General features: G+C 61.7%; 19 protein-coding genes. 10 read left to right on the top strand and 9 right to left on the bottom strand.

The genetic code is table 11. From position 1 onward, the window contains the following. Window positions 1–31 precede the first annotated feature (31 nt). The 8 genes from ACKLNA_RS27250 to ACKLNA_RS27215 all read left to right on the top strand — a co-directional run bounded on the left by ACKLNA_RS27250 (window position 32) and on the right by ACKLNA_RS27215 (window position 8,824). Window positions 32–799, top strand: a complete 768-nt coding sequence (locus ACKLNA_RS27250; protein ID WP_408987675.1) for a TerC family protein — start codon at window positions 32–34, stop codon at window positions 797–799. A gap of 211 nt (window positions 800–1,010) precedes the next feature. Then, complete coding sequence (locus tag ACKLNA_RS27245) at window positions 1,011–2,669, top strand: Na/Pi cotransporter family protein (RefSeq protein WP_134828627.1); 1,659 nt, start codon at window positions 1,011–1,013, stop codon at window positions 2,667–2,669. A gap of 94 nt (window positions 2,670–2,763) precedes the next feature. Further along, entirely contained in the window at window positions 2,764–4,155 is a 1,392-nt protein-coding gene (locus ACKLNA_RS27240) for a M16 family metallopeptidase (RefSeq protein WP_408987674.1), read from the top strand. A gap of 76 nt (window positions 4,156–4,231) precedes the next feature. Next, window positions 4,232–5,260: a DUF5924 family protein gene (locus tag ACKLNA_RS27235; protein WP_119429912.1), complete on the top strand. Its 1,029-nt coding sequence runs from the start codon at window positions 4,232–4,234 to the stop codon at window positions 5,258–5,260. A gap of 55 nt (window positions 5,261–5,315) precedes the next feature. After that, window positions 5,316–6,464, top strand: a complete 1,149-nt coding sequence (locus tag ACKLNA_RS27230) for an ABC transporter permease (protein ID WP_085713058.1) — start codon at window positions 5,316–5,318, stop codon at window positions 6,462–6,464. 14 nt (window positions 6,465–6,478) lie between these two features. Next, complete coding sequence (locus ACKLNA_RS27225; protein ID WP_305834599.1) at window positions 6,479–7,264, top strand: ABC transporter ATP-binding protein; 786 nt, start codon at window positions 6,479–6,481, stop codon at window positions 7,262–7,264. Window position 7,265: 1 nt separating this feature from the next. Beyond that, window positions 7,266–8,204, top strand: coding sequence for an MlaD family protein (locus ACKLNA_RS27220; protein ID WP_085713056.1), 939 nt, complete (start codon window positions 7,266–7,268; stop codon window positions 8,202–8,204). Beyond that, a complete protein-coding gene (locus ACKLNA_RS27215) occupies window positions 8,201–8,824 on the top strand; it encodes an ABC-type transport auxiliary lipoprotein family protein (RefSeq protein WP_408987673.1) in 624 nt (207 codons plus the stop codon). The genes ACKLNA_RS27220 and ACKLNA_RS27215 overlap by 4 nt, the downstream gene beginning before the upstream one ends. Window positions 8,825–8,827: 3 nt before the next feature. Here the strand turns inward: ACKLNA_RS27215 and ACKLNA_RS27210 are convergent, their stop codons facing one another. From ACKLNA_RS27210 to ACKLNA_RS27190, 5 genes are all read right to left on the bottom strand, one after another. Beyond that, entirely contained in the window at window positions 8,828–10,057 is a 1,230-nt protein-coding gene (locus ACKLNA_RS27210) for a nucleoside recognition domain-containing protein (protein ID WP_085713054.1), read from the bottom strand. A 102-nt stretch (window positions 10,058–10,159) separates the two neighbouring features. Further along, a complete protein-coding gene (gltP, locus tag ACKLNA_RS27205; protein ID WP_085612511.1) occupies window positions 10,160–11,491 on the bottom strand; it encodes a glutamate/aspartate:proton symporter GltP in 1,332 nt (443 codons plus the stop codon). Between the two features lie 697 nt (window positions 11,492–12,188). Beyond that, the gene (locus ACKLNA_RS27200) at window positions 12,189–12,653 is read right to left on the bottom strand and encodes an inhibitor of vertebrate lysozyme family protein (RefSeq protein ID WP_408987672.1); all 465 of its coding nucleotides are present in this window, start codon (window positions 12,651–12,653) and stop codon (window positions 12,189–12,191) included. 2 nt (window positions 12,654–12,655) lie between these two features. Next, the gene (locus ACKLNA_RS27195) at window positions 12,656–12,820 is read right to left on the bottom strand and encodes a DUF1328 domain-containing protein (protein WP_003177151.1); all 165 of its coding nucleotides are present in this window, start codon (window positions 12,818–12,820) and stop codon (window positions 12,656–12,658) included. A 67-nt stretch (window positions 12,821–12,887) separates the two neighbouring features. Further along, window positions 12,888–13,172, bottom strand: a complete 285-nt coding sequence (locus tag ACKLNA_RS27190; protein WP_408987671.1) for a hypothetical protein — start codon at window positions 13,170–13,172, stop codon at window positions 12,888–12,890. 427 nt (window positions 13,173–13,599) lie between these two features. On the opposite strand from ACKLNA_RS27190, the gene algB reads away from it, so the two are divergent. After that, window positions 13,600–14,946, top strand: a complete 1,347-nt coding sequence (gene algB / locus ACKLNA_RS27185; protein ID WP_025112294.1) for a sigma-54-dependent response regulator transcription factor AlgB — start codon at window positions 13,600–13,602, stop codon at window positions 14,944–14,946. A 10-nt stretch (window positions 14,947–14,956) separates the two neighbouring features. After that, window positions 14,957–16,747 carry a KinB sensor domain-containing domain gene (locus ACKLNA_RS27180; RefSeq protein ID WP_408987670.1) on the top strand — a complete coding sequence of 597 codons (1,791 nt, stop codon included), beginning with the start codon at window positions 14,957–14,959 and terminating at the stop codon, window positions 16,745–16,747. Here the strand turns inward: ACKLNA_RS27180 and ACKLNA_RS27175 are convergent. The 4 genes from ACKLNA_RS27175 to ACKLNA_RS27160 form a co-directional block, all read right to left on the bottom strand. Beyond that, complete coding sequence (locus ACKLNA_RS27175) at window positions 16,744–18,357, bottom strand: EAL domain-containing protein (RefSeq protein ID WP_085713050.1); 1,614 nt, start codon at window positions 18,355–18,357, stop codon at window positions 16,744–16,746. The genes ACKLNA_RS27180 and ACKLNA_RS27175 overlap by 4 nt on opposite strands. 74 nt (window positions 18,358–18,431) lie before the next feature. Continuing rightward, on the bottom strand, window positions 18,432–19,211 hold the full coding sequence (locus ACKLNA_RS27170; protein ID WP_408987669.1) for an N-acetylmuramoyl-L-alanine amidase: 780 nt from the start codon (window positions 19,209–19,211) through the stop codon (window positions 18,432–18,434). A 95-nt stretch (window positions 19,212–19,306) separates the two neighbouring features. Next, window positions 19,307–21,409 (bottom strand): diguanylate cyclase, encoded by a 2,103-nt coding sequence (locus tag ACKLNA_RS27165; protein ID WP_408987668.1) that lies wholly within the window; start codon window positions 21,407–21,409, stop codon window positions 19,307–19,309. Continuing rightward, window positions 21,406–22,284, bottom strand: a complete 879-nt coding sequence (locus tag ACKLNA_RS27160; RefSeq protein WP_085713047.1) for an endonuclease/exonuclease/phosphatase family protein — start codon at window positions 22,282–22,284, stop codon at window positions 21,406–21,408. The genes ACKLNA_RS27165 and ACKLNA_RS27160 overlap by 4 nt, the downstream gene beginning before the upstream one ends. Between the last annotated feature and the right edge of the window lie 13 nt (window positions 22,285–22,297).

The following is a 22,297-nucleotide window of genomic DNA, read 5'->3' as shown; positions in this document are numbered from 1 at the left end:
CCTGGTTTAACACACGCTCAAAGGAATACACATGGAATGGCTGACCAACCCTGAGATCTGGGTTGCCTTCTTCACCCTGACCGCCCTGGAAATCGTCCTGGGCATCGATAACATCATCATGATTTCGATCCTGGTCAGCCGCATGCCCAAACACATGCAGCAGCGCACCCGGATCTTCGGTCTTGGCCTGGCCATGATCACGCGGATCCTGTTGCTGCTGTCGATCACCTGGGTCATGCGCCTCACCGCCGACCTGTTCGTGGTGTTCGGCCAGGGTATTTCCGGGCGTGACCTGATCCTGTTCTTCGGTGGCCTGTTCCTGCTGTGGAAAAGCTCCCAGGAGATGTACCACGCGCTGGAAGGTGAAGACGAAAGCGACGAGACGCCCGGCGGCAAGGGCGGCAACTTCCTCTACACCATCATCCAGATCGCGATCATCGACATCGTGTTCTCGCTGGACTCGGTCATCACCGCCGTCGGCATGGTGTCCCATGTGCCGGTGATGGTGGCGGCAATTATCGTGGCGGTGCTGGTGATGATGGCGGCCTCGGGCAAGATCAGCGAGTTCATCGACAAGCACCCGTCGCTGAAAATGCTCGCGCTGTCGTTCCTGCTGGTGGTCGGCACCGTGCTGATCGCCGAAGCGTTCGACGTGCACGTACCGAAAGGCTACGTCTACTTCGCCATGGCGTTCTCGCTGGCGGTCGAAGCGATCAACATCAAGCTGCGTGGCGCGATGGCCAAGAAGAAACAACAGCAGGATCCGGTGAAACTGCGTAAGGATATTCCGGGTCAGTAACCCGAACTGCGCGAATGATCAAAGGGCCTTCGGGCCCTTTTTTCATGGCCGCATGAAGCTGTTTTCATGACGCTTTTGTTTCAATCCGCACTTTAGCTGTGCAATGCTGGCGCCCGGACCGTTAGCCAACTACAGCTTAAGAACAACACGTAGAAACCGCGCGGTATCGTCAACTTGCCCCTTTGGGGCGCTGCAAATACAGGGGGTCTGCATGCTAACCCTGCTCAATCTGCTTTCTGCCGTGGCCTTGCTGATCTGGGGCACGCACATCGTTCGAACCGGCATCCTGCGGGTGTACGGCACCAATCTGCGGCATGTGATCGGCCAGAACATGTCCAGGCGCTGGCTCGCGTTCATCGCCGGCATCCTCGTGACCGCCATGGTGCAGAGCAGCAACGCCACCGCCATGCTCGTCACCTCCTTCGTCGGCCAGGGCCTGATGGCGCTGACCCCGGCCCTGACCACCATGCTCGGCGCCGACGTCGGTACGGCGTTGATGGCGCGGGTGCTGACGTTCGACCTGTCGTGGCTGTCGCCGCTGCTGATTTTCCTCGGGGTGATTTTCTTTCTCTCGCGCAAACAGACGCGGCTCGGGCAGATGGGCCGTGTGGCTATCGGGCTGGGGCTGATCATTCTGGCGCTGCAATTGATCGTCGAGGCTGCCGGGCCGATCACCCACGCAAAAGGCGTGAAGGTGATTTTTGCCTCGCTGACCGGTGACATCCTGCTCGACGCCCTGGTCGGTGCATTGTTCGCGATGATTTCCTACTCCAGCCTGGCCGCCGTGCTGCTGACCGCGACCCTGGCCGGCGCCAATGTGATCAGCCTGCCGGTGGCGATCGGTCTGGTGATCGGTGCCAACATCGGCAGCGGCGTGCTGGCGTTCATGAGCACCAGCATGCAGAACGCCGCCGGCCGCCAGGTGGCGCTGGGCAGCCTGTTGTACAAACTCATTGGGCTGTTGCTGATCATTCCGGTGCTCGATCCGTTGGCGCACTGGATCGACAACCTCGATTACAGCCCGCAGGAAATGGTCATCGGCTTCCACCTGCTCTACAACACCGCGCGCTGCCTGATCCTATTGCCGACGGTCGCGCCCATGGCGCGGTTGTGTGCGTGGTTGCTGCCGGAGCGCCCCGAGGTCAACGGCACCGCCAAACCCCGTCACCTCGACGCGACGGCACTGGTCACGCCAAGCCTGGCGCTGGCCAACGCCGCCCGGGAAACCCTGCGCATGGGCGACCTGATCGACAACATGCTCGATGCCGCCCTCGATGTGCTCCGCGGCAAACAGACCGCCGTCACCCAGGAAATGCGCAAACTGACCGATGACGTCGAGGCGCTGTACAGCGCGATCAAGCTGTATCTGGCGCAGATGCCCCGGGAGGATCTCGGTGAGCAGGACAGTCGGCGCTGGGCGGAAATCATCGAACTGGCGATCAACCTCAAGCTCGCCAGCGACCTGATCGAACGCATGCTGCGCAAAATCCAGCAGCAGAAGACTTCGCAACGCCGTTCGTTTTCCGAAGACGGGCTGGAAGAGCTTGCCGGGCTGCACCAGCAATTGATCGCCAACCTGCGGCTCGGGCTGTCGGTGTTTCTCAGTGGTGACAAGGAAAGCGCTCGCCAGTTGTTGCGGGAGAAACGTCGCTTCCGCGCCCAGGAACGCCGTCTGGCTCACGCCCATGTCAGCCGTTTGCAACGCAAGATCGTGCAAAGTATCGAGACCAGTTCTTTGCACCTGGAGTTGATTGCCGACATGAAACGTTTGAACTCGCTGTTCTGCAGCAGCGCGTACGTGGTGCTTGAAACCTCCGACACCGGAGCATTGGCAGCGGATGAAATGGCTGACATCACGCATTCGCCTTGAACGTCTGGGGTTGTGGTCAGTCAGTAACTCAAGGCTCGGCCTCGCGGCCGGACTGATGACACGGATCTCCAATTCAGCTGTATGGAAGCTCGTTATGCGTTGCCTGTTGTTCGCTTGTCTGTTGCTCGGTTCCCTGCCCGCCTTCGCCCTGGATCGCTTCCAGGTCGAAGGCTATGCCCTGCCCAACGGCCTGCAACTGCTGCTCAAGCCCGGCACCGAACGCGGGCATGTGGCGATCCGGCTGGTGGTGGGCGTCGGCCTCGACGACTTCGACTGCAATGAAAAGGAGCTGCCGCACCTGCTCGAACACCTGCTGTTCAGCGGCATCGACGCCACCGGCGAAGGCGGCCTCGAAGAGCGTATGCAGGCCCTGGGCGGCGACTGGAATGCCTTCACCAGCAACGCCGACACCACCTTCGTCATCGAAGCCCCGGCGAAAAACCAGCGCAAGGTGCTCGACCTGTTGCTGGACCTGCTGACCCAGACCCGTTTCGACGACAACGCGATCAACGCCGCCAAACGGGTGGTCGAGCGCGAGGATGGCGGCCATTACACCCGTCTGCGGCGCTTTCTCGACCGTCAGGATCTGGGCCACAGTGCGAGCAATCAATTGGCGGTCGAGTTGGGCCTGAAATGCCCGCAACGGGCCGAAGTCGAGGGCCTGACCCGGGAGCAACTGGATAAGGTGCGCAAGGCCTGGTACGCGCCGAACAACATGACCCTGATCGTCGTCGGTGACCTCGACAAGCTGCTGCCGGCCTATCTCGAGCGGGCGTGGGGCGCGCTCGAGGCGGTCGATCCGAGCGAGCACCGATCGCTGCCGGACATCCGCACCAGCGCTGCTCACGAACGCACGATCACTCGCGGTTTCATCGGCAACGGCGCCAAGTTGCACTGGCTGGTGCCGGAGCCGATGCTCGACGACCAGTACGACGAGACTTTCGACCTGCTCAAGGAATATCTGGAGTGGGCGCTGTACCGCGAGTTGCGCCTGAACCATGGCCTGTCCTACGGGCCCTGGGCCGAGCGCGAGGTGTTCGGCGGTGTCGGCTTCATGAGCCTCAACGCCGATCTGGATCGTGGTGACATCAGCGAAGCCGAACAGGTGCTGGAAGACCTCAAGGCCAGCCTGCTGAAAAACGGCCTCGATGCCGATACCTTCAATCGCATCAAACAGGCAGCCATCGCCCATCAGGCCTGGGCCGTGCAAGGCAACAGCGGCATGGCCGACTATTACTGGAGCGCGCTGGGCGACTACGAAGATGGCCGCTTCGCCGATCCCGCCCGGGAACTGCAAGGGGTCACGCTGGAAGCGGCGAACAAGGCCATGCGTGAATTGCTGTTGCAGCCGGGGTATCTGCGGATCGAGAAGCCGTTGTTCAGTGACGATCAGGTGCTGTGGCTGATTGGCGGCGCGGTCGGTGTTCTGGGGCTTGTCCTGCTCGGCTGGCATCTGCGCCGGCGTAAATCCGTGCCTTCAGACTGATCGACAGCCTCGCCACAGCCCCCGGCGGGCGGTACTCTGTCGAGGTTTTTTTCTTCGACTGTCGTGAACCGCCCAAATGCCCAAATTGACCCTCCTGATCCAGCGCATCCTCGAACTGATGAAGCGCTACCCCGGGGTCATTGCGCTTGGTGGTTTCATCTCCGGAGTCGGCAGTTTCATCCTGGTCGACCGGCAACAGGGGCTGGCGAGCTGGATCACCACGATCATGCTGCTGAGCTGGATCTGGCTGATGCTGGAAAACAGCCTGACAGAGCTGTTCACGCGGGTTTTCAAACGGGAAATCCCCCAGCCGCTGCTGCGTTATGCGACGCAGATGATTCACCAGGAAAGCCTGTTTTTCGTCCTGCCGTTCTTCTTTATCACCACCACCTGGAACAGCGGCCAACTGGTGTTCACCGGTCTGCTGTGCATCGCCGCGCTGATCTCGATCGTCGATCCGCTCTACTACAAATGGCTGGCGCCCCGGCGCTGGGCGTTCCTTGCGTTGCATACCCTGACGCTGTTCGCTGCCTTGCTCACTGCGCTGCCGGTGATCATGCACCTGACCACGTCGCAGAGTTTCAAATGGGCGCTGGGGACTGCCGTGGTGCTGTCATTCCCGAGCCTGGCGTCGATCTTCCCGATCCGCACCGTGCGCAACGCGCTGGCGATCCTCAGCATCACCATTGGTATCGGCGGCGTCGGTTGGGTGCTGCGTTCGTGGGTGCCGCCGGCGACGCTGTGGATGACCGATGTGGCGATCAGCACCCAGTTGCAGGATCGCACTCCCGGCGCCAGCCTCGAACAAGTCAGCGCCGAGCAGATCCGCAACGGCGGGCTCTACGCCTACACCGCGATCAACGCACCGCGCGGGCTCGATGAGCGGATCTATCACGTGTGGCAGTTCAACGGCAAAGAGGTCGACCGCATTGCCCTCGACATTCATGGCGGGCGCAAGGAAGGCTACCGGGCGTGGACCCACAAGCAGGTTTTCCCCGGCAACCCGGTCGGTGACTGGCAGGTGCGGGTGCTGACAGAGGACGACCAGGTGATCGGCGTGCTGCGCTTCGAAGTCACGGACAGCACACCGACCAAAGAAAAGTAATCCGGTTCGTGCTATTACGTAGGTTCGCGAATTCAGCCGAACAAGCACGGAGCTTATGACCAGCAGCTCGATGACCGGTAATGCCCGACTGGACACCACGATCAGCCCTGCCCGTCTGCGGGTCACCGGGGACTGGACGCTCGCCCATTACGCTGAACTCAAGCACCTGAGCGAAACGCTCCGCGGTCAGTACGACGCCAGCACCACCATCGATCTCAACGGCCTCGGCGCCCTCGACACCGCCGGCGCCTCGCTGCTGGTGGAACTGCTCGGCTCCGAGCGACTGGGCAAATCCGCCGAACATCCCGACTGCACGATTTCCACGGCCGACCGCGCGTTGCTGCAAACCGTGTATCGCTCGCTGACCGACTTCTGCGTGCCGATCAAGGAGCCGGAAATCAGCGTCAGCGTGCAGCTGCTGACCCGCATCGGCCGGGCCGTCGACACGGTCTGGCAAGACACCCTGCAATTGCTCGGCTTCGTCGGCCTGATCCTCGAAACCATTGCTCGCAGTCTGTTCCGGCCCAAGCGCTGGCGGATCACGCCGATGATCGCGCACATCGAACAGACCGGCCTCGACGCCGCGCCCATCGTGGCGTTGCTGACCTTTCTGGTGGGCGCGGTGGTGGCGTTTCTCGGGGCGACGGTGCTGGCCAGTTTCGGCGCCAGCGTGTTCACCGTGGATCTGGTGGGCTTCGCCTTCCTGCGCGAATTCGGCGTGCTGCTCACGGCGATCCTGATGGCTGGCCGTACCGCCAGTGCCTTCACCGCGCAGATCGGCTCGATGAAGGCGAACGAGGAAATCGACGCCATTCGCACCCTCGGCCTCGACCCCATGGAGTTGCTGGTGGTGCCGCGGGTGCTGGCGTTGCTGGTGGCTCTGCCGATGCTGACCTTCCTCGCAATGATCTGCGGGATCATCGGTGGCGCGGTGGTCTGCGCCGTGTCGCTGGATATTTCGCCGGCGATGTTCCTGTCGCTGCTGCAAAGCGACATAGGGATTCAACATTTCCTGGTTGGCCTGGTCAAAGCCCCGATCTTCGCGTTCCTGATTGCCGCCATCGGCTGTCTGGAAGGCTTCAAGGTCAGTGGCAGCGCCGAATCGGTCGGCGCCCACACCACCTCGAGCGTGGTGCAATCGATCTTCGTGGTGATCGTGCTTGATGCGGTCGCCGCGCTGTTCTTCATGGAGATGGGCTGGTGAGTCGTCTACCCCGCATGCCGTCCGAGGCGGTGATCGAAGTCCGTGGCCTGTGCAATCGCTTCGGCAGCCAGAGCGTGCACGAGAACCTCGACCTGGACTTGTACAAAGGCGAAATCCTCGCCGTGGTCGGCGGTTCCGGCAGCGGCAAATCGGTGCTGCTGCGCAGCATCGTCGGCTTGCGCCGGCCCAGCGAAGGCAACGTGAAAGTGTTCGGCCAGAACCTGCCGAGCCTGTCCGAGCACGAGCGGTCGTTGGTCGAGCGGCGCTTTGGCGTGCTGTTCCAGAAAGGCGCTCTGTTCTCTTCGCTGACCGTCACCGAGAACGTCGCCCTGCCCCTCATCGAGCACGCCGGCCTGAGCCGTGACGACGCCGAGCACCTGGCGGCGGTGAAGCTGGCGCTGGCCGGGCTGCCGCTGTCGGCGGCGGACAAATACCCGGCGTCCTTGTCCGGCGGCATGATCAAGCGCGCGGCGCTGGCTCGGGCGCTGGCGCTGGATCCGGACATCCTGTTTCTCGACGAACCCACTGCCGGACTCGATCCGATTGGCGCGGCGCAGTTCGACCAATTGATCCTGACCCTGCGCGATGCCTTGGGCCTGAGCGTGTTTCTGGTGACCCACGACCTCGACACGCTCTACACCATCACCGACCGGGTGGCGGTGCTGGCGCAGAAAAAAGTGCTGGTGGCCGGGCCCATCGACGTTGTCTCGGAAACCGACGACGCGTGGATTCACGAATATTTCCACGGCCCTCGCGGCCGCTCGGCGCTGGACGCCGCCAAACTGCTCAACGAGGTCTGACATGGAAACCCGAGCCCATCATGTGTTGATCGGCCTGTTCACGGTGATTGTGGTGGCCGGCGCCCTGCTCTTCGGTCTGTGGCTGGCCAAGTCCAGCGTCGACACCGAGTTCAAGGATTACGAAATCGTCTTCAACGAGGCGGTCAGCGGCCTGTCCCGGGGCAGCCCGGTGCAGTACAGCGGGATCAAGGTCGGCGACGTGGTCAGCCTGCGGCTCGACCCGAAGGACCCGCGCCGGGTGCTGGCGCGGATTCGCCTTGGCGGCGACACGCCGGTCAAGGAAGACACCCTGGCCAAACTGGCCCTGGCCGGGATCACCGGCACCTCGATCATCCAGCTCAGCGGCGGCACGCCAGAGAGCCCGAAACTGCGTGGCAAGGACGGCGAACTGCCGACCATCGTTGCCTCACCCTCGCCTATCTCTCGGCTGCTTAACGACAGCAACGACCTGATGAGCGGGGTCAGCACGCTGCTGAACAACGCCAATCAGATGTTCTCCGCCGACAACATCGAGCGCGTGAGCAAAACCCTCGAACACCTGGAACAGACCACCGGCTCGATCAACGATCAGCGCGGTGATTTGCGCCAGGCCATGCAACAACTGGCAACCGTCGGCAAACAGGCTGGCAGCATGCTCGAGCAGACTTCGGCGCTGATGCGCAACGCCAACGGCCTGCTCAACGATCAGGGCAAGCAGGCGTTGGGTAGCGCCGAACAAGCGATGAAGTCGCTTGAGCAAAGCAGCGCCACCATCAACGGCTTGCTCAGCAAGAATCAGAATTCCCTCGACAGCGGCATGCAGGGCCTCAACGGCCTCGCGCCGGCAGTGCGCGAACTGCGTGAAACCCTGACTTCGCTGCGGGCCATTTCCCAACGTCTGGAGGCCAACCCCAGCGGTTACCTGCTGGGCAGTGAAAAGAACAAGGAGTTCACGCCATGAAGCTGACTCGCCTCGCCCTCCTCGCCGGCTTCACGCTGATCGGCGCCTGCTCGATCCTGCCCAAGTCCGAGCCGCTGGACGTTTACCGCCTGCCGGCCGCACAGGCGGCTGCCTCGGCCAGTTCGGCGGCTCAACACTGGTCGCTGCGCCTGAACAAATTGCAGGCCAGCGAAGCGCTGAACCGTCCGGGCATCGCCGTGATTCCCCAGGGCGATGTGATCAGCACCTACAAGGCTTCGCGCTGGAGTGATCCGGCGCCGGTGCTGGTGCGCAATCGGCTGCTCGATGGCTTTGCGCGTGATGGCCGGGTGACGTTGCTCAGCACCGACGACAGCAATTTTGCTGCGGATCTGGAACTGGGCGGCAGCTTGCAGGCGTTCCAGACTGAATATCAGGACAATCAGGCCAGCGTCGTGGTGCGGGTCGATGCGTTGCTGGTGCGCGGCTATGACCAGAAGATTCTCGCCAGCCGTCGTTTTGAAGAGCGCCAGCCGTTGAGTGATGTGAAGGTTCCGGCGGTGGTGGCCGGATTCGGTCAGGCCAGTGATCGCCTCACCGCGAAAGTCGTGGCGTGGGCGGTGGAGCAAGGCCAGAAAGTTGCCCCACCTGCCCGGCCTTGAGTCTTAACCGAAGAACCAGTAGCACACGCCGATAGCGCCGAGCACACCCGCCAGCTCGGCCAGCAGCGCGCAACCGACGGCATGCCGGGCGCGCTGGATACCCACCGCTCCGAAGTACACCGCCAGCACGTAGAACGTGGTTTCCGTGCTGCCCTGAATCGTCGCGGCCACCAGCGCCGGGAAACTGTCGACGCCCGAGGTCTTCATGGTTTCGATCAGCATCGCCCGGGCGGCGCTGCCGGAGAACGGTTTGACCATCGCGGTCGGCAGCGCATCGACGAACCGCGTGTCCCACCCTGCCCACTGCACCAGATGACGAATGCCGTCGAGGCCGAAATCCAGTGCGCCTGACGCGCGCAATACGCCGATGGCGCAAAGCATCGCCACCAGATACGGCAGCAGATTCTTGGCGACGTCGAAACCTTCCTTGGCACCTTCTACGAACGCCTCGTAGACCTTCACCTTGCGCAAGGCGCCGATCACCAGGAACAACATGATCAGGCCGAACAGCGTCAGGTTGCCGAGGATCGACGACAGCCCCGCCAGCGCCGTGGCCGACATCGTCGCCAGCAACGCCATGAAGCCGCCAAGGATCAGCGCGCCGGGAATCAGGTAGGCCAGCACCACCGGGTCCCAGACCCGCAGGCGCTGCATGAACGCCACCGACAGGAAGCCGACGATGGTCGAGCAACTGGTGGCCAGCAGGATCGGCAGGAACACCAGCGTCGGGTCCGGCGCGCCTTGCTGGGCGCGGTACATGAAAATCGTCACCGGCAGCAGGGTCAAGGACGAAGCGTTGAGCACCAGGAACAGGATCTGCGCGTTGCTGGCAATGGTCGAGCTGGGGTTGAGCTCTTGCAGCGCCTTCATGGCCTTGAGGCCGATCGGCGTGGCGGCGTTGTCCAGGCCCAGGCCGTTGGCGGCGAAGTTCAGGGTGATCAGGCCCAGCGCCGGATGCCCGGCCGGCACTTCCGGCATCAGCCGCAGGAACAGCGGCCCGAGCACCTTGGCCAGCCATTCGACAATCCCGGCTTTCTCGGCAATGCGCAGGAATCCCAGCCACAGGGTCAAGGTGCCGAACAGCAACACCATGACCTCGACCGACAGCTTGGCCATGGCAAAAATGCTTTCCACCATCGCCGCAAAGATTCCGGCGTTACCGCCGACCAGCCACTGCACCAGCGCCGACACGGCTGCCACGATGAAGAAGCCAAGCCACAGGCCATTAAGCATCAGTCAAATCCCCCGGAAGATGCGGCGAATGATAGCGGGGTCGCCAGAAACGACAAACCCCGGATTTCTCCGGGGTTTGTCAGGGTGCCTTGCAGGCGGGGATCAGTTTTTCGAAACGTCACCGGCCGGCAGTTTTTCCTTGCTGCGCCAGTGCGGCAGCGAGTTCCAGTAGCGCTGGCCCTTGGCGTCGTCGTACATGCCTTCCCAGCGGGCGATGACCAGTACGGCGAGGGCGTTGCCGATCACGTTCAGGGCGGTACGCGCCATGTCCATCACACGGTCGACACCGGCGATGAAGGCCAGGCCTTCCAGCGGAATACCCACGCTGCCCAGAGTGGCCAGCAGCACCACGAAGGACACGCCCGGCACGCCGGCGATACCTTTGGAGGTGACCATCAGGGTCAGGACCAGCAGCAGTTGCTGGCTGATCGACAGGTCGATGCCGTACAGCTGAGCAATGAAGATCGCCGCGATGGACTGGTACAGGGTTGAACCGTCGAGGTTGAACGAGTAGCCGGTCGGTACCACGAAGCTGCAGATGGCTTTCGGTGCGCCGTAGGCTTCCATCTTCTCGATCACGCGTGGCAGCACGGTTTCCGAGGAAGCGGTGGAGTAAGCCAGCACCAGCTCATCCTTGAAGATGCGCATCAGCTTGATCACCGAGAAACCGAACATCTTGGCGATCAGGCCCAGCACCACGAAGGCGAAGAAGGCGATGGCGACGTAAACCAGGATCACCAGCTTGGCCAGCGGCAACAGCGAAGCGAAACCGAAGTTGGCCACGGTCACCGCGATCAGGGCGAACACGCCGATCGGGGCGTAGTTCATGATCATGTGGGTGACTTTGAACATGCTTTCCGAGACGCCCTGGAACATCTTCACCAGCGGCTCGCGCAGGTCCGACTGCAGGCTCGACAGGCCGAGACCGAACAGCACGGAGAAGAAGATGATCGGCAGCATTTCGCCGCGGGCCATGGCCGCGAAGATGTTCGACGGGATCAGGTTGAGGATGGTCTCGATGAACGCGTGTTCATGCTGTACCTCGGCGGCGGTCGCCTGGTACTTGGAGATGTCCACGGTGCCCAGGGTGCTCATGTCGATGCCCGCACCCGGATGGAACAGGTTGGCCAGCAGCAGGCCGACGACAATGGCGATGGTGGTGACGATTTCGAAGTAGATGATGGTCTTCAGGCCGATACGCCCGAGCTTCTTGGCGTCGCCCACGCCGGCGATGCCGACGATAAGGGAAGAAATGACGATCGGGATCACGATCATCTTGATCAGACGGATAAAGATATCGCCTGCCGGTTGCAGGACGTTGCTGATCCACCAGGCCTTTTCGGCACTGAAATGGTTGAGCAACGCACCGATTGCAATCCCCAATACCAGACCGATGAGGATCTGCCAGGCGAGGCTAAGCTTTGCCTTCTTCATATTCTTTACCCTTACTTGCGTTTGACTCAAGGCACATGCAGGAACTGGAACGCTCTTGGCGGAAAAGTCTGTGCATCTGCCTCCGTATAAGGTGCCCCGAAGCGCGTGTTTACGGCTCTCCGGCAGGCGAAAAAAGGCGCAACTATTCCGATGCGGGGTTGCGCCGTCTAATGCCGTAAACGCCTACCCTATGCCGAATCGGCATGAGCTTTTTTAAATGAAACTGGCGTCCCAACCGGTTCGAATACGACATTTCGGCAGGCATAAGTGCCGTGAACCGGCCATTACAGCGTAGATTGGTTATTTTTTGAACGAGTGATTTCGACGAAAATTTTCCGAAAAAGCCTACGTTTGGAATCTAAAACGCCGACTGGCTTTATCGACTCTTTCTCGATATACGGTCGCGAGGAAACACCGCGAAATGCTTTTCGCGCGCAGTGTGATCGATAAAAAGATGAGCAGAACGCTCTGGATCAATGTTTTGTCACTTTGAAAGCTCAGCGCAAGTCCGTCGAACCGCTCCGGGTTGGCGAACTTGCGTCGCAGCTTTTACCCTGACCCGGCCCTCATCGCAGGCACTCCCTGTACCCGTAGGTCACTCCGACCCTGAAACAGTCAGAACGTCCCGGCCCCCTGGTCATGCACCGGCCTTCCTCGGGCGGGCGCAATGGAAAGCAGCTGTCGGCTGCCTTCATGTTCAATACCAGTTCGGATCTTTCTTCAGCGTTTCCATCAACAGATCCTGCATGCCCTGATCGGGTTTGCCGAGGAAGCGGTAGGTGGCATGTCGCGTTGGCGACTTGTCGGCCGGCAATCCTTCGGGCACATCGACCAGCATGGCGTAAGCGTGTTTCTTGTCGAAACTGAACGCGACGATCAAGCGGTGGTTGAGGCATTTGTCCTGCGATTCGCAGAGCGGCCCGACCAGGTACTTGTCGCCATCTTCAGTGACGGCATTCATCTGTTGGTCCGGCGCACCGGAGAGGTTCATCACCCATTCCGGCAGGCGTTCTTCCTTCTTCACCACGCCTTCCCAGGTTTCCCTGTAGTGCGGGTCCGAACTCAGAAGCTCGTTGACCCGCGTCTGGCCATCATTGGCCGCCATCGCCATGGCACTACCGCCCAGAAGCAGGGCGGCTGCCAGTGTCTTTAAAGCACTCATGGTCAACCTCGGCCGCGACGGCCAAAGAAGAACGAGGCGATGAACATCACCAGGAATACGACAAAGAGAATCTTGGCGATACCCGTGGCGGTGCCCGCGATACCACCGAAGCCCAGTACTGCAGCGATGATGGCAATGATCAGGAATGTGATTGCCCAGCTCAACATGGTGATTCTCCTTGTTTCTATTTAGGGGTGTTGCCGGTCTCGGCGCAGCGGCGCCCAGATTCGTGGATCAGAAAACCCAGCGTTCTTCGCGTGGCATGTCGCCCAGCGGCTGTGGCTGGTCGACATCCATCATGCGCATTGCACCGTTGTCGACCTGGCTGCTGCTGACGGCGCTGAAGTGCGTTTGCGTCGCGTGCTGCATCGAAATCAGGGGCTCAGGTTGCTGACTCTGTTCCCAGCGCAGGTATTGCTGGCAGGCGATCAGGGTAATCAGCAGCGCAAGTGCGCCAAACAGGGCCTGCTGCAGGTGCAGTGGCGAGATACGCATTTGGGCGGCACGTTGGCGAGTCATCCTGGGTTCCTCACTCTTATTCGGTTAGGGCAGCGCATATCTGCCCGGGCTGAGAGAGGTATTGCAGCCTGCATGCCAGCTTTTTTGTTTTAAAAAACACAATAAAATCAGATAGTTACAATCGTAATGAGAAATCAAGACGACGCATCCTGCACGATGGCTCCTCCACGGTCGTGCGAAATGCACGAATGTTTCGTAGGAGAAATCATTCTTTTTGAATTGAGAGCAGCGTGCGGATGTCAGAAAAGGAAGCAGGCAAATGCCTGAAAAACGCCGGTTGTTTAAAAAATCAACAAAATCAGTTAATTAGCCGTGAGGGCAGGAGAGAGCTACCCTGCTATGACTGGAATCGATCAGAATCAACCATGCAACTTGCCCGATTTTTCCGGGACTAACCCAAGACATTCACTTATGGAGCGTAGGAAAAATGGAATCAGCCACTGAGCATCAAGGCCGCATTCTGCTGGTGGATGATGAATCCGCCATCCTGCGAACCTTCCGTTATTGCCTCGAAGATGAAGGCTATACGGTTGCCACCGCCAACAGCGCGGCCCAGGCTGACGCGCTGTTGCAACGTCAGGTGTTCGATCTGTGCTTCCTCGATCTGCGCCTCGGCGAAGACAACGGTCTCGACGTGCTGGCGCAGATGCGCATCCAGGCGCCGTGGATGCGGGTGGTGATCGTCACCGCGCACTCAGCTGTCGATACGGCGGTGGACGCGATTCAGGCGGGCGCCGCCGACTATCTGGTCAAACCGTGCAGCCCTGACCAGTTGCGTCTGGCCACCGCCAAGCAACTCGAAGTCCGCCAGCTCTCGGCGCGTCTGGAAGCACTCGAAGGCGAGATCCGTAAACCCAAGGACGGTCTCGATTCCCACAGCCCGGCGATGAAAGTCGTACTGGAAACCGCGCGGCAGGTGGCGAGCACCGATGCCAATATTCTGATCCTCGGCGAGTCCGGCACCGGTAAAGGTGAACTGGCCCGGGCGATTCACGGCTGGAGCAAGCGCGAGAAGAAATCCTGCGTCACCATCAATTGCCCATCGCTGACCGCCGAGCTGATGGAAAGCGAGCTGTTCGGTCACAGTCGCGGCGCGTTTACCGGGGCCAGCGAAAGCACGCTGGGCCGGGTCAATCAGGCAGACGGCGGCACGCTGTTTCTCGACGAGATCGGCGATTTTCCACTGACATTGCAGCCAAAGTTGCTGCGATTCATTCAGGACAAGGAATACGAACGGGTAGGGGACCCAGTCACCCGCCGCGCCGACGTGCGCATCCTCGCGGCCACCAACCTCAACCTTGAGGACATGGTGCGCGACGGTCGTTTCCGTGAAGACCTGCTGTATCGCCTGAACGTCATCACCCTGCACTTGCCACCGCTGCGCGAGCGGGCCGAAGACATTTTGACCTTGGCCGACCGTTTCCTCGCCCGCTTCGTGAAGGAATACGCGCGCCCGGCTCGAGGCTTCAGTGACGAAGCCCGGGAAGCACTGCTGGGTTACCGCTGGCCCGGCAACATTCGCGAGCTGCGCAACGTGGTCGAGCGTGCGAGCATCATTTGCCCGCAGGAGCGTGTGGAAATCAGCCACCTCGGCATGGCCGAGCAGCCGGCCAACAATGCGCCGCGCGTCGGTGCGGCCTTGAGCCTCGACGAACTGGAGAAGGCCCACATCGGCGCGGTGCTGGCGACTGCCGGAACCCTCGACCAGGCTGCCAAGACTCTGGGGATCGACGCCTCGACCCTGTATCGCAAGCGCAAGCAGTACAACCTGTGAGCGCCCGCCGATGAAACTGGCGATGAAGTTGCGGACCCGCTTGTTTCTGAGCATTTCCGCGCTGATCACCGTGGCCTTGCTCGGGCTGATGCTCGGGCTGGTCAGTGTGATGCAAATGGCCGGTACTCAGGAGGCGCTGATTCGCAACAACTTCGTCACCCTCGATCTGGGCCTCAAGCTGCGCCAGACCCTGGGCGATCAACTGATCATGATGCTTGCCGAGAAACCCGATCCGGTGGCCTTCGAAGCATCGAAACAGCATTACTTCGAACTGCTCGACGAGGGCATCGCCCAGGAACAGAAGGACGACGGACGCCAGTACGGGTTCAGTCAGGCCAAAGCGGATTATCTGAATTTCCTTCAAGCTTTCGATGTGTCCCGCGACCCGGCTGCGGCCCTGAGCGGCAGCGGCGATCTGCGTGAACGCTTCAACACTCTGCGCAACGGCTTGATCGCCGAGCACAAGCACGCGCTGGATAACATCAACTCCGTACAACACGCCGCCCGCGACCGGGCCTTGCTGATTGCCGGCCTGCTCGGGCTGGTGGGGCTGGCGGTGTTGATCATCGGTTTCATCACCGCCCAGGGAATCGCCCGCCGGTTCGGTGCACCGATCGAGGCGCTGGCGAAAGCGGCGGACAACATCGGCCAGGGCAATTTCGAAGTGACCTTGCCGGTGTCTTCGGCGATGGAAATCAACCTGCTGACCCGGCGCTTCGGACTGATGGCCGAAGCGCTGCGCGAGCATCAGGCGACCAATGTCGATGAACTGCTGGCCGGCCAGCAGCGTTTGCAAGCGGTGCTCGACAGCATCGATGACGGTTTGTTGATGATCGACCGTCAGGGTCACCTTGAGCACTTGAACCCGGTTGCCCAGCGGCAATTGGGCTGGGACAGCGACCGTTTCGGCGAAGGGCTTGGCAGTGCGCTGCAACGTCCGGAGCTGGATGCGCAGCTGCAACTGGTGCTGCGCGGCGGCACCCTTGAGCGCGCGCCGGAAGATTTGAGCATCGAGGTTGACGGCGAGTCGCGGCTTCTGACCTACAGCCTGACCCCGGTCAGCCATACTCAGGGGCATATCCTCGGCGCGGTGATGGTGCTGCACGACGTCACCGAACAGCGCGCGTTCGAGCGGGTGCGCAGCGAATTCGTATTGCGTGCCTCCCACGAACTGCGCACGCCAGTGACCGGCATGCACATGGCGTTCGGGCTGTTTCGCGAACGGGCGAAGTTTCCGGCGGAATCCCGCGAGTCGGATCTGCTCGACACGGTCAATGAAGAAATGCAGCGCCTGATGCAGTTGATCAACGACCTGCTGAATTTCTCACGCTATCAGAGCGGTTTGCAGAAACTCACGCTGGCGCCGTGCTCCATCGAGGATTTGCTGGCTCAGGCGCAATCGCGTTTTGCCGACACGGCGGCGCAGAAGGGCGTGGCATTGAATGTCGAGGTACAGAGCCCGTTACCGCGCTTGCAGGCCGATCAGGCCCAACTGGATCGGGTGCTGGACAACCTGATCGACAACGCCTTGCGCCATACGGCACGCGACGGCCTGATCCGTTTGCAGGCACGCCGGCATGGCGAGCGGGTGATTATCAGCGTCGAAGACAACGGCGAAGGCATCGCCTACGGTCAGCAAGGGCGAATTTTCGAACCGTTCGTCCAGGTCGGACGCAAGAAGGGCGGGGCCGGACTCGGGCTGGCGCTGTGCAAGGAAATCGTCCAGTTGCATGGTGGCCGGATGGGCGTCTATTCGCGGCCGGGGCAGGGCACGCAGTTCTACATGGCGCTGGCGGTCTAGGCTTCGTCGTCCATCCGGCGGCCGGCGAGCCGCCGTCCCCGGGTAATCAGCTCGATGAATTGCACGGCGCTCAAGGCATGGGCGAACAGCCAGCCCTGACCGAACTTCACGCCTTCGCTGCTGAGCAGTGCCGCCTGGGATTCATGCTCGATACCTTCGGCAATCACCTTCAGATCCAGTGCCTGGGCCATGTGAATGATGTGCGGCGCCACGCCGCTGCTGGCCGCGTCATGGCCGAGGGCGTCGATGAAGGCCTTGTCGATTTTCAGGCAGTCCACGGGCAGGGTCTGCAGGTAGGCGAGGCTGCAATAGCCGGTGCCGAAATCGTCGATCAGCACTTGATGACCGACATCGCGCAGCGCTTGCAGGTTTTCCCGGGCCACCACCACATCGATCAGGCCGCGCTCGGTCACTTCGAACGCAATCTGCCGCGCTGCCACCCGGTGCAGGCTCAGCAGTCGCGCCATGACCTGACCAATGCGCGGCACCATCACATCGCATGCCGCCAGGTTCACCGAGATGTACAACTGCGGGTTGGCCCGCAGCAATTGGCCCAGTTGCTCCAGCAGGCGCTGGAGGACGAAGTCGGTCATCTGGCGGATCTGCCCGGTGTTTTCCGCCATCGGGATAAACAGGTCGGGGCTGGTCAGCGTGCCGTCCGGCCGGCGCCAGCGCAGCAAGGCTTCGGCGCCGACGCAGTTGCGGCTGTCGAGATCGAAGATCGGTTGATACAGCACCTGCAACTCGCCACGACGAATCGCTCCGTGAAGCTCGGCGTCCAGCGACTGACGCTGGCGCACGATCCAGAACACCAGAACACCCACCAGCGCTCCGAGTACCAGACAGAACGGCACCATCCACCACCACAGCTCCGGAATGTGCATGCCCGTGCGCGGACTGATCAGCACCAGCTGATATTCCGGGTTGTCGGTGGGCATGCGATAGATCAGACGCGTCTGGGTGACTTGTAACGCGTCAGTGGATTTAGGTGGCCACGGCTCAGTGGGCGGCCAGGCCTGTGGCACGCCGAGCACCGGAATCGCCCGGGTCCCGTGATCCAGCACCACCAGCAGGCTGCTGTCGGGAGACAGGTCGACCATGTCGGTCAGGTGCCCGCGAGAGGTGGCCACGCGAAAGTTGCCGCGGCCGAGCATCAGCGCTGCGCGGTTTTCGTCGGGTTCGGTGGTGGTGTTCAGCCAGTAGCTGTAGGTCGGGCCCTTGATGTCCGGCGGGCGGACGACTGACAGGCCTTCCTGACGCGGGCGGTTGGAGCAGATGCGTGACGCATCCATGTAGGCGGCTTCATAGACGAAGCGGTAGTTGAAGGTCACTTGCTGCAGCGTGGCGATCATTTCGTCATCGCAGCTGCGCAATGGCTGGGCTTCCAGATCGTCCAGACTCTCGCGCAACTGGCCGAACAATTGCTCGAGGCGAGCCAGGAAGCGCTCGCCCTGGGCGTTCATTTCCTGGCTTTCGCTCTGTTCGACCTGATGCATGGCGACGAACAGCCCGCCGGTGATCAACAGGCCTGCACTGAGGACAGCCGCCAGCATCGCCAGAAACCACGGACGATAAAACCAGCTACGCAGCGTCTCTCGGGTAGCAACCATATGGATATCCGAAGAATTACCAATGAGTTATAGCTGCTGATTGCGTTTTCGCCCTGACCGTCGGGCGGGCGTCATTATTTTGTCTGATTCAACACCAGCAGCAACGCTGCCGTTTGCGCATCCGGCGTGCCGTCGAAGCGGGCAGGGCGGAAGTGCATCTGGAAGGCTGCGAGTACATGGCGGGTCGCCACGTCCAGCTCGCCGTTCTGCGGCGTTGCGTAACCCAGGCGCGCCAGTTGCGCCTGGAACCAGCTGATGCTCGGCAACTCGACGTCGAATCGCACCTGCTGGCGGGCAACGGCTTGTTCGTCCGGCCACAAGCCAAGGCCTTCGGCAGCCAGGCGCTTCCACGGAAACAATGGACCCGGATCAAGCTTGCGCAGCGGTGCGATATCGCTGTGGCCGATGATGTGGTCCGGGCTGATGCCGTTGCGTTTGCTGATGTCCTTGAGCAAGACGATCAGCGACTGAACCTGGGCTTCGCTGTACGGAAACCACACGCGCCCTGTCGGAGTGTCCTTGAAGCCCGGGTTGACGATTTCGATGCCGATGGAGCTTGAGTTGAGCCAGGTACGTCCTTGCCATTCGCTTTCACCGGCATGCCAGGCACGCAGGTTTTCGTCCATCAGCTTGTAGATCGTGCCTTTCTTGTCGTCGCCGATCAGGTAGTGGCTGCTGACTTCACCGTGGGTCAGCAGTTGCAGCGAACGCTCAAGGGAGGCGGAGGTGTAATGCACGATCACGAATTGCGCGCGGCTGTCGTGATTGGCAGAAGGATGGCTGGTGTCGTAGCGCGGGCCGCTGGCACAACCGGCCAGAACGAGCAGCGACGTGATGAGGGCAAGGAATTTCATGGCAGTACACGCAAGTCAGTAATGCAACAGTGTAACGTACTGACTTGCGTGCGAACGGCAAAAGGGCTGATTTAAATGAAATGGAACAATTGCCTTCAGCCCAGCTCCACCCGGTTGCGACCTGCGTTTTTGGCCCGGTACAACGCCTGATCGGCTCTTTTGAGCACCAGATCGCTGTGTTCTCCCGGCCTGAACGCCGCCAGCCCCATGGAAATGGTGATCGTGACTCGCTCACCCTTGAAGTGGAACGGGCAGGCCTCGATGGACGCGCGCAGGGTTTCCAGCAGTTTGGCGCCGACGGCCGGCGGAGTGGCCGGTAGCAGCAGGACGAACTCCTCGCCGCCGAACCGGGCAATGAAATCACTGCCGCGCAGGCGCTTGCGCAGCACCGTGGCGATGATCTTCAACACTTTGTCGCCGGCAAGGTGCCCGTAGTTGTCGTTGATCCGCTTGAAGTGATCGAGGTCGAGCATGGCCAGGCTCAGAGTATTGCCATGCTGCTGCCATTGGGCGATTTCGTGGTCGAGCCGCTCGCTCCAGGCGGCGCGGTTAGGCAGGCCGGTGAGCGGATCGATCAGGGCTTTCTGGCGCTGCTCTTCGAGGTGCTCGCGGTAGCCCAGCGCTTCCTGCTCCATGTGCGCAACGCGTTCGGCCAGGCTTTTGAGGCGTCCGGCGACTTCCTGTTCCCGGGCGTCACGTTGTTTCTGGTGCTGGTCCATCGTGCCGAGCAGACCTTCCAGATGGTTTTCCAGAACCTGCTTGAGGTCGTCCAGGTCCGCCGCCTCCTGCACGCTGGTCTGCAGACCATCGACCTGTTCACGGATCTGCGTGTCCATCGCTCGCGCCGCCGAGCTGTTGTCGGCGTGACCTTCGCTGGCGGCCTGCAGATTGCTCTGGAACGCTTCGAGACGTTCGTTGAGCTGCTGCAGATAGGCTTCGAACTCGTGCTGACCGCTGTCGGTGATGGCCAGCATCAAGGTCGCCAGATCGTCGAGGATCGGTAACAGTTCGTACCAGTTCAGGCCATTTTTCAGCCGGTCGCGCATGGCTTCGGCTTGGGGGCGGTGGCGCTCCGGCAGGGTCAGGTCGTCCAGCAGGCCAATCAGGGTGTCTTCGATGTGTTTGGCCACCGAGCTGTAGGAGGGTTCGGGCGAATCCGGCAGGGCGTAAAGAATGTCGTGCTCGGATTGCTCCGGATCGATGGCCGCCAGGGCCTGCGCGATGGGCTCGGGCAGGGGCAGGCTGTCGAGGAAGACCGGGGGCGGGTTGTCGCCGGGGTGGATCAGTTCGTCAGGGTTGATGGCGATCGGTGTCGATGGCGCAAAGACCGGAGGCGGCGTGAAGGCTTGCGGCTCGGGTTCTGGCCCGGTGGGTTCCGGTTCGTCGGGAGTCGTAACGACTTCTTTGATGATCCGGGCAGGCTCGAAGGCGACCACTTCCGGCTCTGCAACAGGCTCGGGTGTTGATATTGCTGTTGGTGCTGAACCTTGAAGTGGCGCGACCAGAGGTGCGGCGACCGGTGCTTCACTGACGGCGGCAATGGCTGCCGGTTCGGCGATCGCGGCAGGCGCTTCTGGCATTGGCGCGCTTTCAGGCGCGGCGGGCGGTTGCTCTGGCTGAGCGGCCGGAGTGATCACGGCAGGCTGAGCCACAGGTGCAGGCGTTTCCTCGCTGTCGCGGCTGCCAAACAGGCGCTGCAACAACCCAGGACGTCCCGGTTCTGCCGGCGTCTCCAATTGACTCAACGCCTTGCCCTGCAAACCGCTGAGTTCGCTCAGCAATAACGGCATTTCCCGGGCCTGACTGACTCGCCCGTCGAGCTGCTTGGCGAATTTCTTCAGTGGCTGCGCGACATCTCGGGGCAGGGGCAGCGATTGCAGCTGAGCCACCAGCGAGTTCAGCGCGGTGCTGACCTGCTCGATCCGGGTTTCACGGCGCTGCTCGGAGTCGAGCACGGCTTTTTCAAGGCGCGGCAACAGGGCGGCGAGGCCGGCATCCATGTCGTCGGTGCGCACCACATCGCGCATTTCCTTCATGCATTGATCGACCACACGATCGGTGCCTTCCGCCGCCAGGGTGCTACGCACCAGGCCGCGACGCAGCAGGTCGAGCCGGGCGTCCCATCGACGTTCAAGCTTTTCCTGTTGTTCGATGCTTTTGAGGTATTTCTCTTTCCAGCGCTGGGCTTCGTCGCTCATTCAGGCGTTCCGCGAGGGGCAGGACTCAACGCGGGCAATGCATCGGCCGTGAGCGAACCCGGCAGACGAATCTCTACCGCGACGGGCAGGTGATCGGAAATCGGTTGGGCCAGCACTTCGACCTTTTCCAGGGTCAGGGTCGGGCTGAGCAGAATATGGTCCAGGCAGCGCTGCGGGCGCCAGCTGGGGAATGTCGCTTCGAGTTGCGGGGCCAGCAGGCCTAGGTCGCGTAGGGGCGAGTGTTGCAGCAGGTCGCTGGCGTGGGTGTTCATGTCGCCCATCAGCACCTGATGCTTGTAGCCGCCGATCAGCTCGCGAATATAAGCCAGTTGCATGGTGCGTACCCGGGCGCCGAGCGCCAGGTGCATCATCACCACCACCAGCGCCTCGGGACCTTCGCCGAAGCGCACCAGGATCGCCCCGCGACCTTTCGGCCCCGGCAGCGGATGATCCTCGATCGCCCACGGGCGCAGACGACTGAGTACGCCGTTGCTGTGCTGGGCCAGTCGGCCAAGGTTGCGATTGAGTTGTTGATACCAGTAGGGGAAGGCGCCGAGATGGGCCAGGTGTTCGACCTGATTGACGTAGCCCGAACGCAGGCTGCCGCCATCGGCCTCCTGCAGGGCGACCAGGTCGAAGTCGCCGAGCAGATTGCCGATCTTCTGCAGATTGCCGGAGCGGCCGGGGTGCGGCAGCAGATGCTGCCAGCTGCGGGTCAGGTAGTGCCGATAACGCTCGGTGCTGATGCCGACCTGGATATTGAAGCTGAGCAAGCGCAAACGGCTGTCTGCGGGCAAGCCCGTGGATTCCAGGTGATGCTCGTTGACCTGCGGATCATGCAGGCCGACGAGTCGTTCGGTTCCCCAGCGGCGCATGGCGATTGCCGCG

Source organism: Pseudomonas sp. UV AK001 (assembly GCF_046097675.1).
GTDB lineage: Bacteria > Pseudomonadota > Gammaproteobacteria > Pseudomonadales > Pseudomonadaceae > Aquipseudomonas > Aquipseudomonas kribbensis.
Note: the sequence above shows the minus strand (reverse complement) of the source record. Positions and strands in the feature narration are given on the sequence as shown.

What these genes read in the sequence shown, in the direction of transcription:
- ACKLNA_RS27180 (WP_408987670.1), top strand. Translation starts at nt 14,957, where the DNA reads ATGAAACTGGCGATGAAGTTGCGGACCCGCTTGTTTCTGAGCATTTCC.
- ACKLNA_RS27190 (WP_408987671.1), bottom strand. Translation starts at nt 13,172, where the DNA reads ATGACTCGCCAACGTGCCGCCCAAATGCGTATCTCGCCACTGCACCTG.
- ACKLNA_RS27165 (WP_408987668.1), bottom strand. Translation starts at nt 21,409, where the DNA reads ATGAGCGACGAAGCCCAGCGCTGGAAAGAGAAATACCTCAAAAGCATC.
- ACKLNA_RS27160 (WP_085713047.1), bottom strand. Translation starts at nt 22,284, where the DNA reads ATGCGCCGCTGGGGAACCGAACGACTCGTCGGCCTGCATGATCCGCAG.
- ACKLNA_RS27230 (WP_085713058.1), top strand. Translation starts at nt 5,316, where the DNA reads ATGACCAGCAGCTCGATGACCGGTAATGCCCGACTGGACACCACGATC.
- gltP (WP_085612511.1), bottom strand. Translation starts at nt 11,491, where the DNA reads ATGAAGAAGGCAAAGCTTAGCCTCGCCTGGCAGATCCTCATCGGTCTG.
- ACKLNA_RS27245 (WP_134828627.1), top strand. Translation starts at nt 1,011, where the DNA reads ATGCTAACCCTGCTCAATCTGCTTTCTGCCGTGGCCTTGCTGATCTGG.
- ACKLNA_RS27220 (WP_085713056.1), top strand. Translation starts at nt 7,266, where the DNA reads ATGGAAACCCGAGCCCATCATGTGTTGATCGGCCTGTTCACGGTGATT.
- ACKLNA_RS27240 (WP_408987674.1), top strand. Translation starts at nt 2,764, where the DNA reads ATGCGTTGCCTGTTGTTCGCTTGTCTGTTGCTCGGTTCCCTGCCCGCC.
- algB (WP_025112294.1), top strand. Translation starts at nt 13,600, where the DNA reads ATGGAATCAGCCACTGAGCATCAAGGCCGCATTCTGCTGGTGGATGAT.
- ACKLNA_RS27175 (WP_085713050.1), bottom strand. Translation starts at nt 18,357, where the DNA reads ATGGTTGCTACCCGAGAGACGCTGCGTAGCTGGTTTTATCGTCCGTGG.
- ACKLNA_RS27200 (WP_408987672.1), bottom strand. Translation starts at nt 12,653, where the DNA reads ATGAGTGCTTTAAAGACACTGGCAGCCGCCCTGCTTCTGGGCGGTAGT.
- ACKLNA_RS27235 (WP_119429912.1), top strand. Translation starts at nt 4,232, where the DNA reads ATGCCCAAATTGACCCTCCTGATCCAGCGCATCCTCGAACTGATGAAG.
- ACKLNA_RS27170 (WP_408987669.1), bottom strand. Translation starts at nt 19,211, where the DNA reads ATGAAATTCCTTGCCCTCATCACGTCGCTGCTCGTTCTGGCCGGTTGT.
- ACKLNA_RS27225 (WP_305834599.1), top strand. Translation starts at nt 6,479, where the DNA reads ATGCCGTCCGAGGCGGTGATCGAAGTCCGTGGCCTGTGCAATCGCTTC.
- ACKLNA_RS27215 (WP_408987673.1), top strand. Translation starts at nt 8,201, where the DNA reads ATGAAGCTGACTCGCCTCGCCCTCCTCGCCGGCTTCACGCTGATCGGC.
- ACKLNA_RS27210 (WP_085713054.1), bottom strand. Translation starts at nt 10,057, where the DNA reads ATGCTTAATGGCCTGTGGCTTGGCTTCTTCATCGTGGCAGCCGTGTCG.
- ACKLNA_RS27250 (WP_408987675.1), top strand. Translation starts at nt 32, where the DNA reads ATGGAATGGCTGACCAACCCTGAGATCTGGGTTGCCTTCTTCACCCTG.
- ACKLNA_RS27195 (WP_003177151.1), bottom strand. Translation starts at nt 12,820, where the DNA reads ATGTTGAGCTGGGCAATCACATTCCTGATCATTGCCATCATCGCTGCA.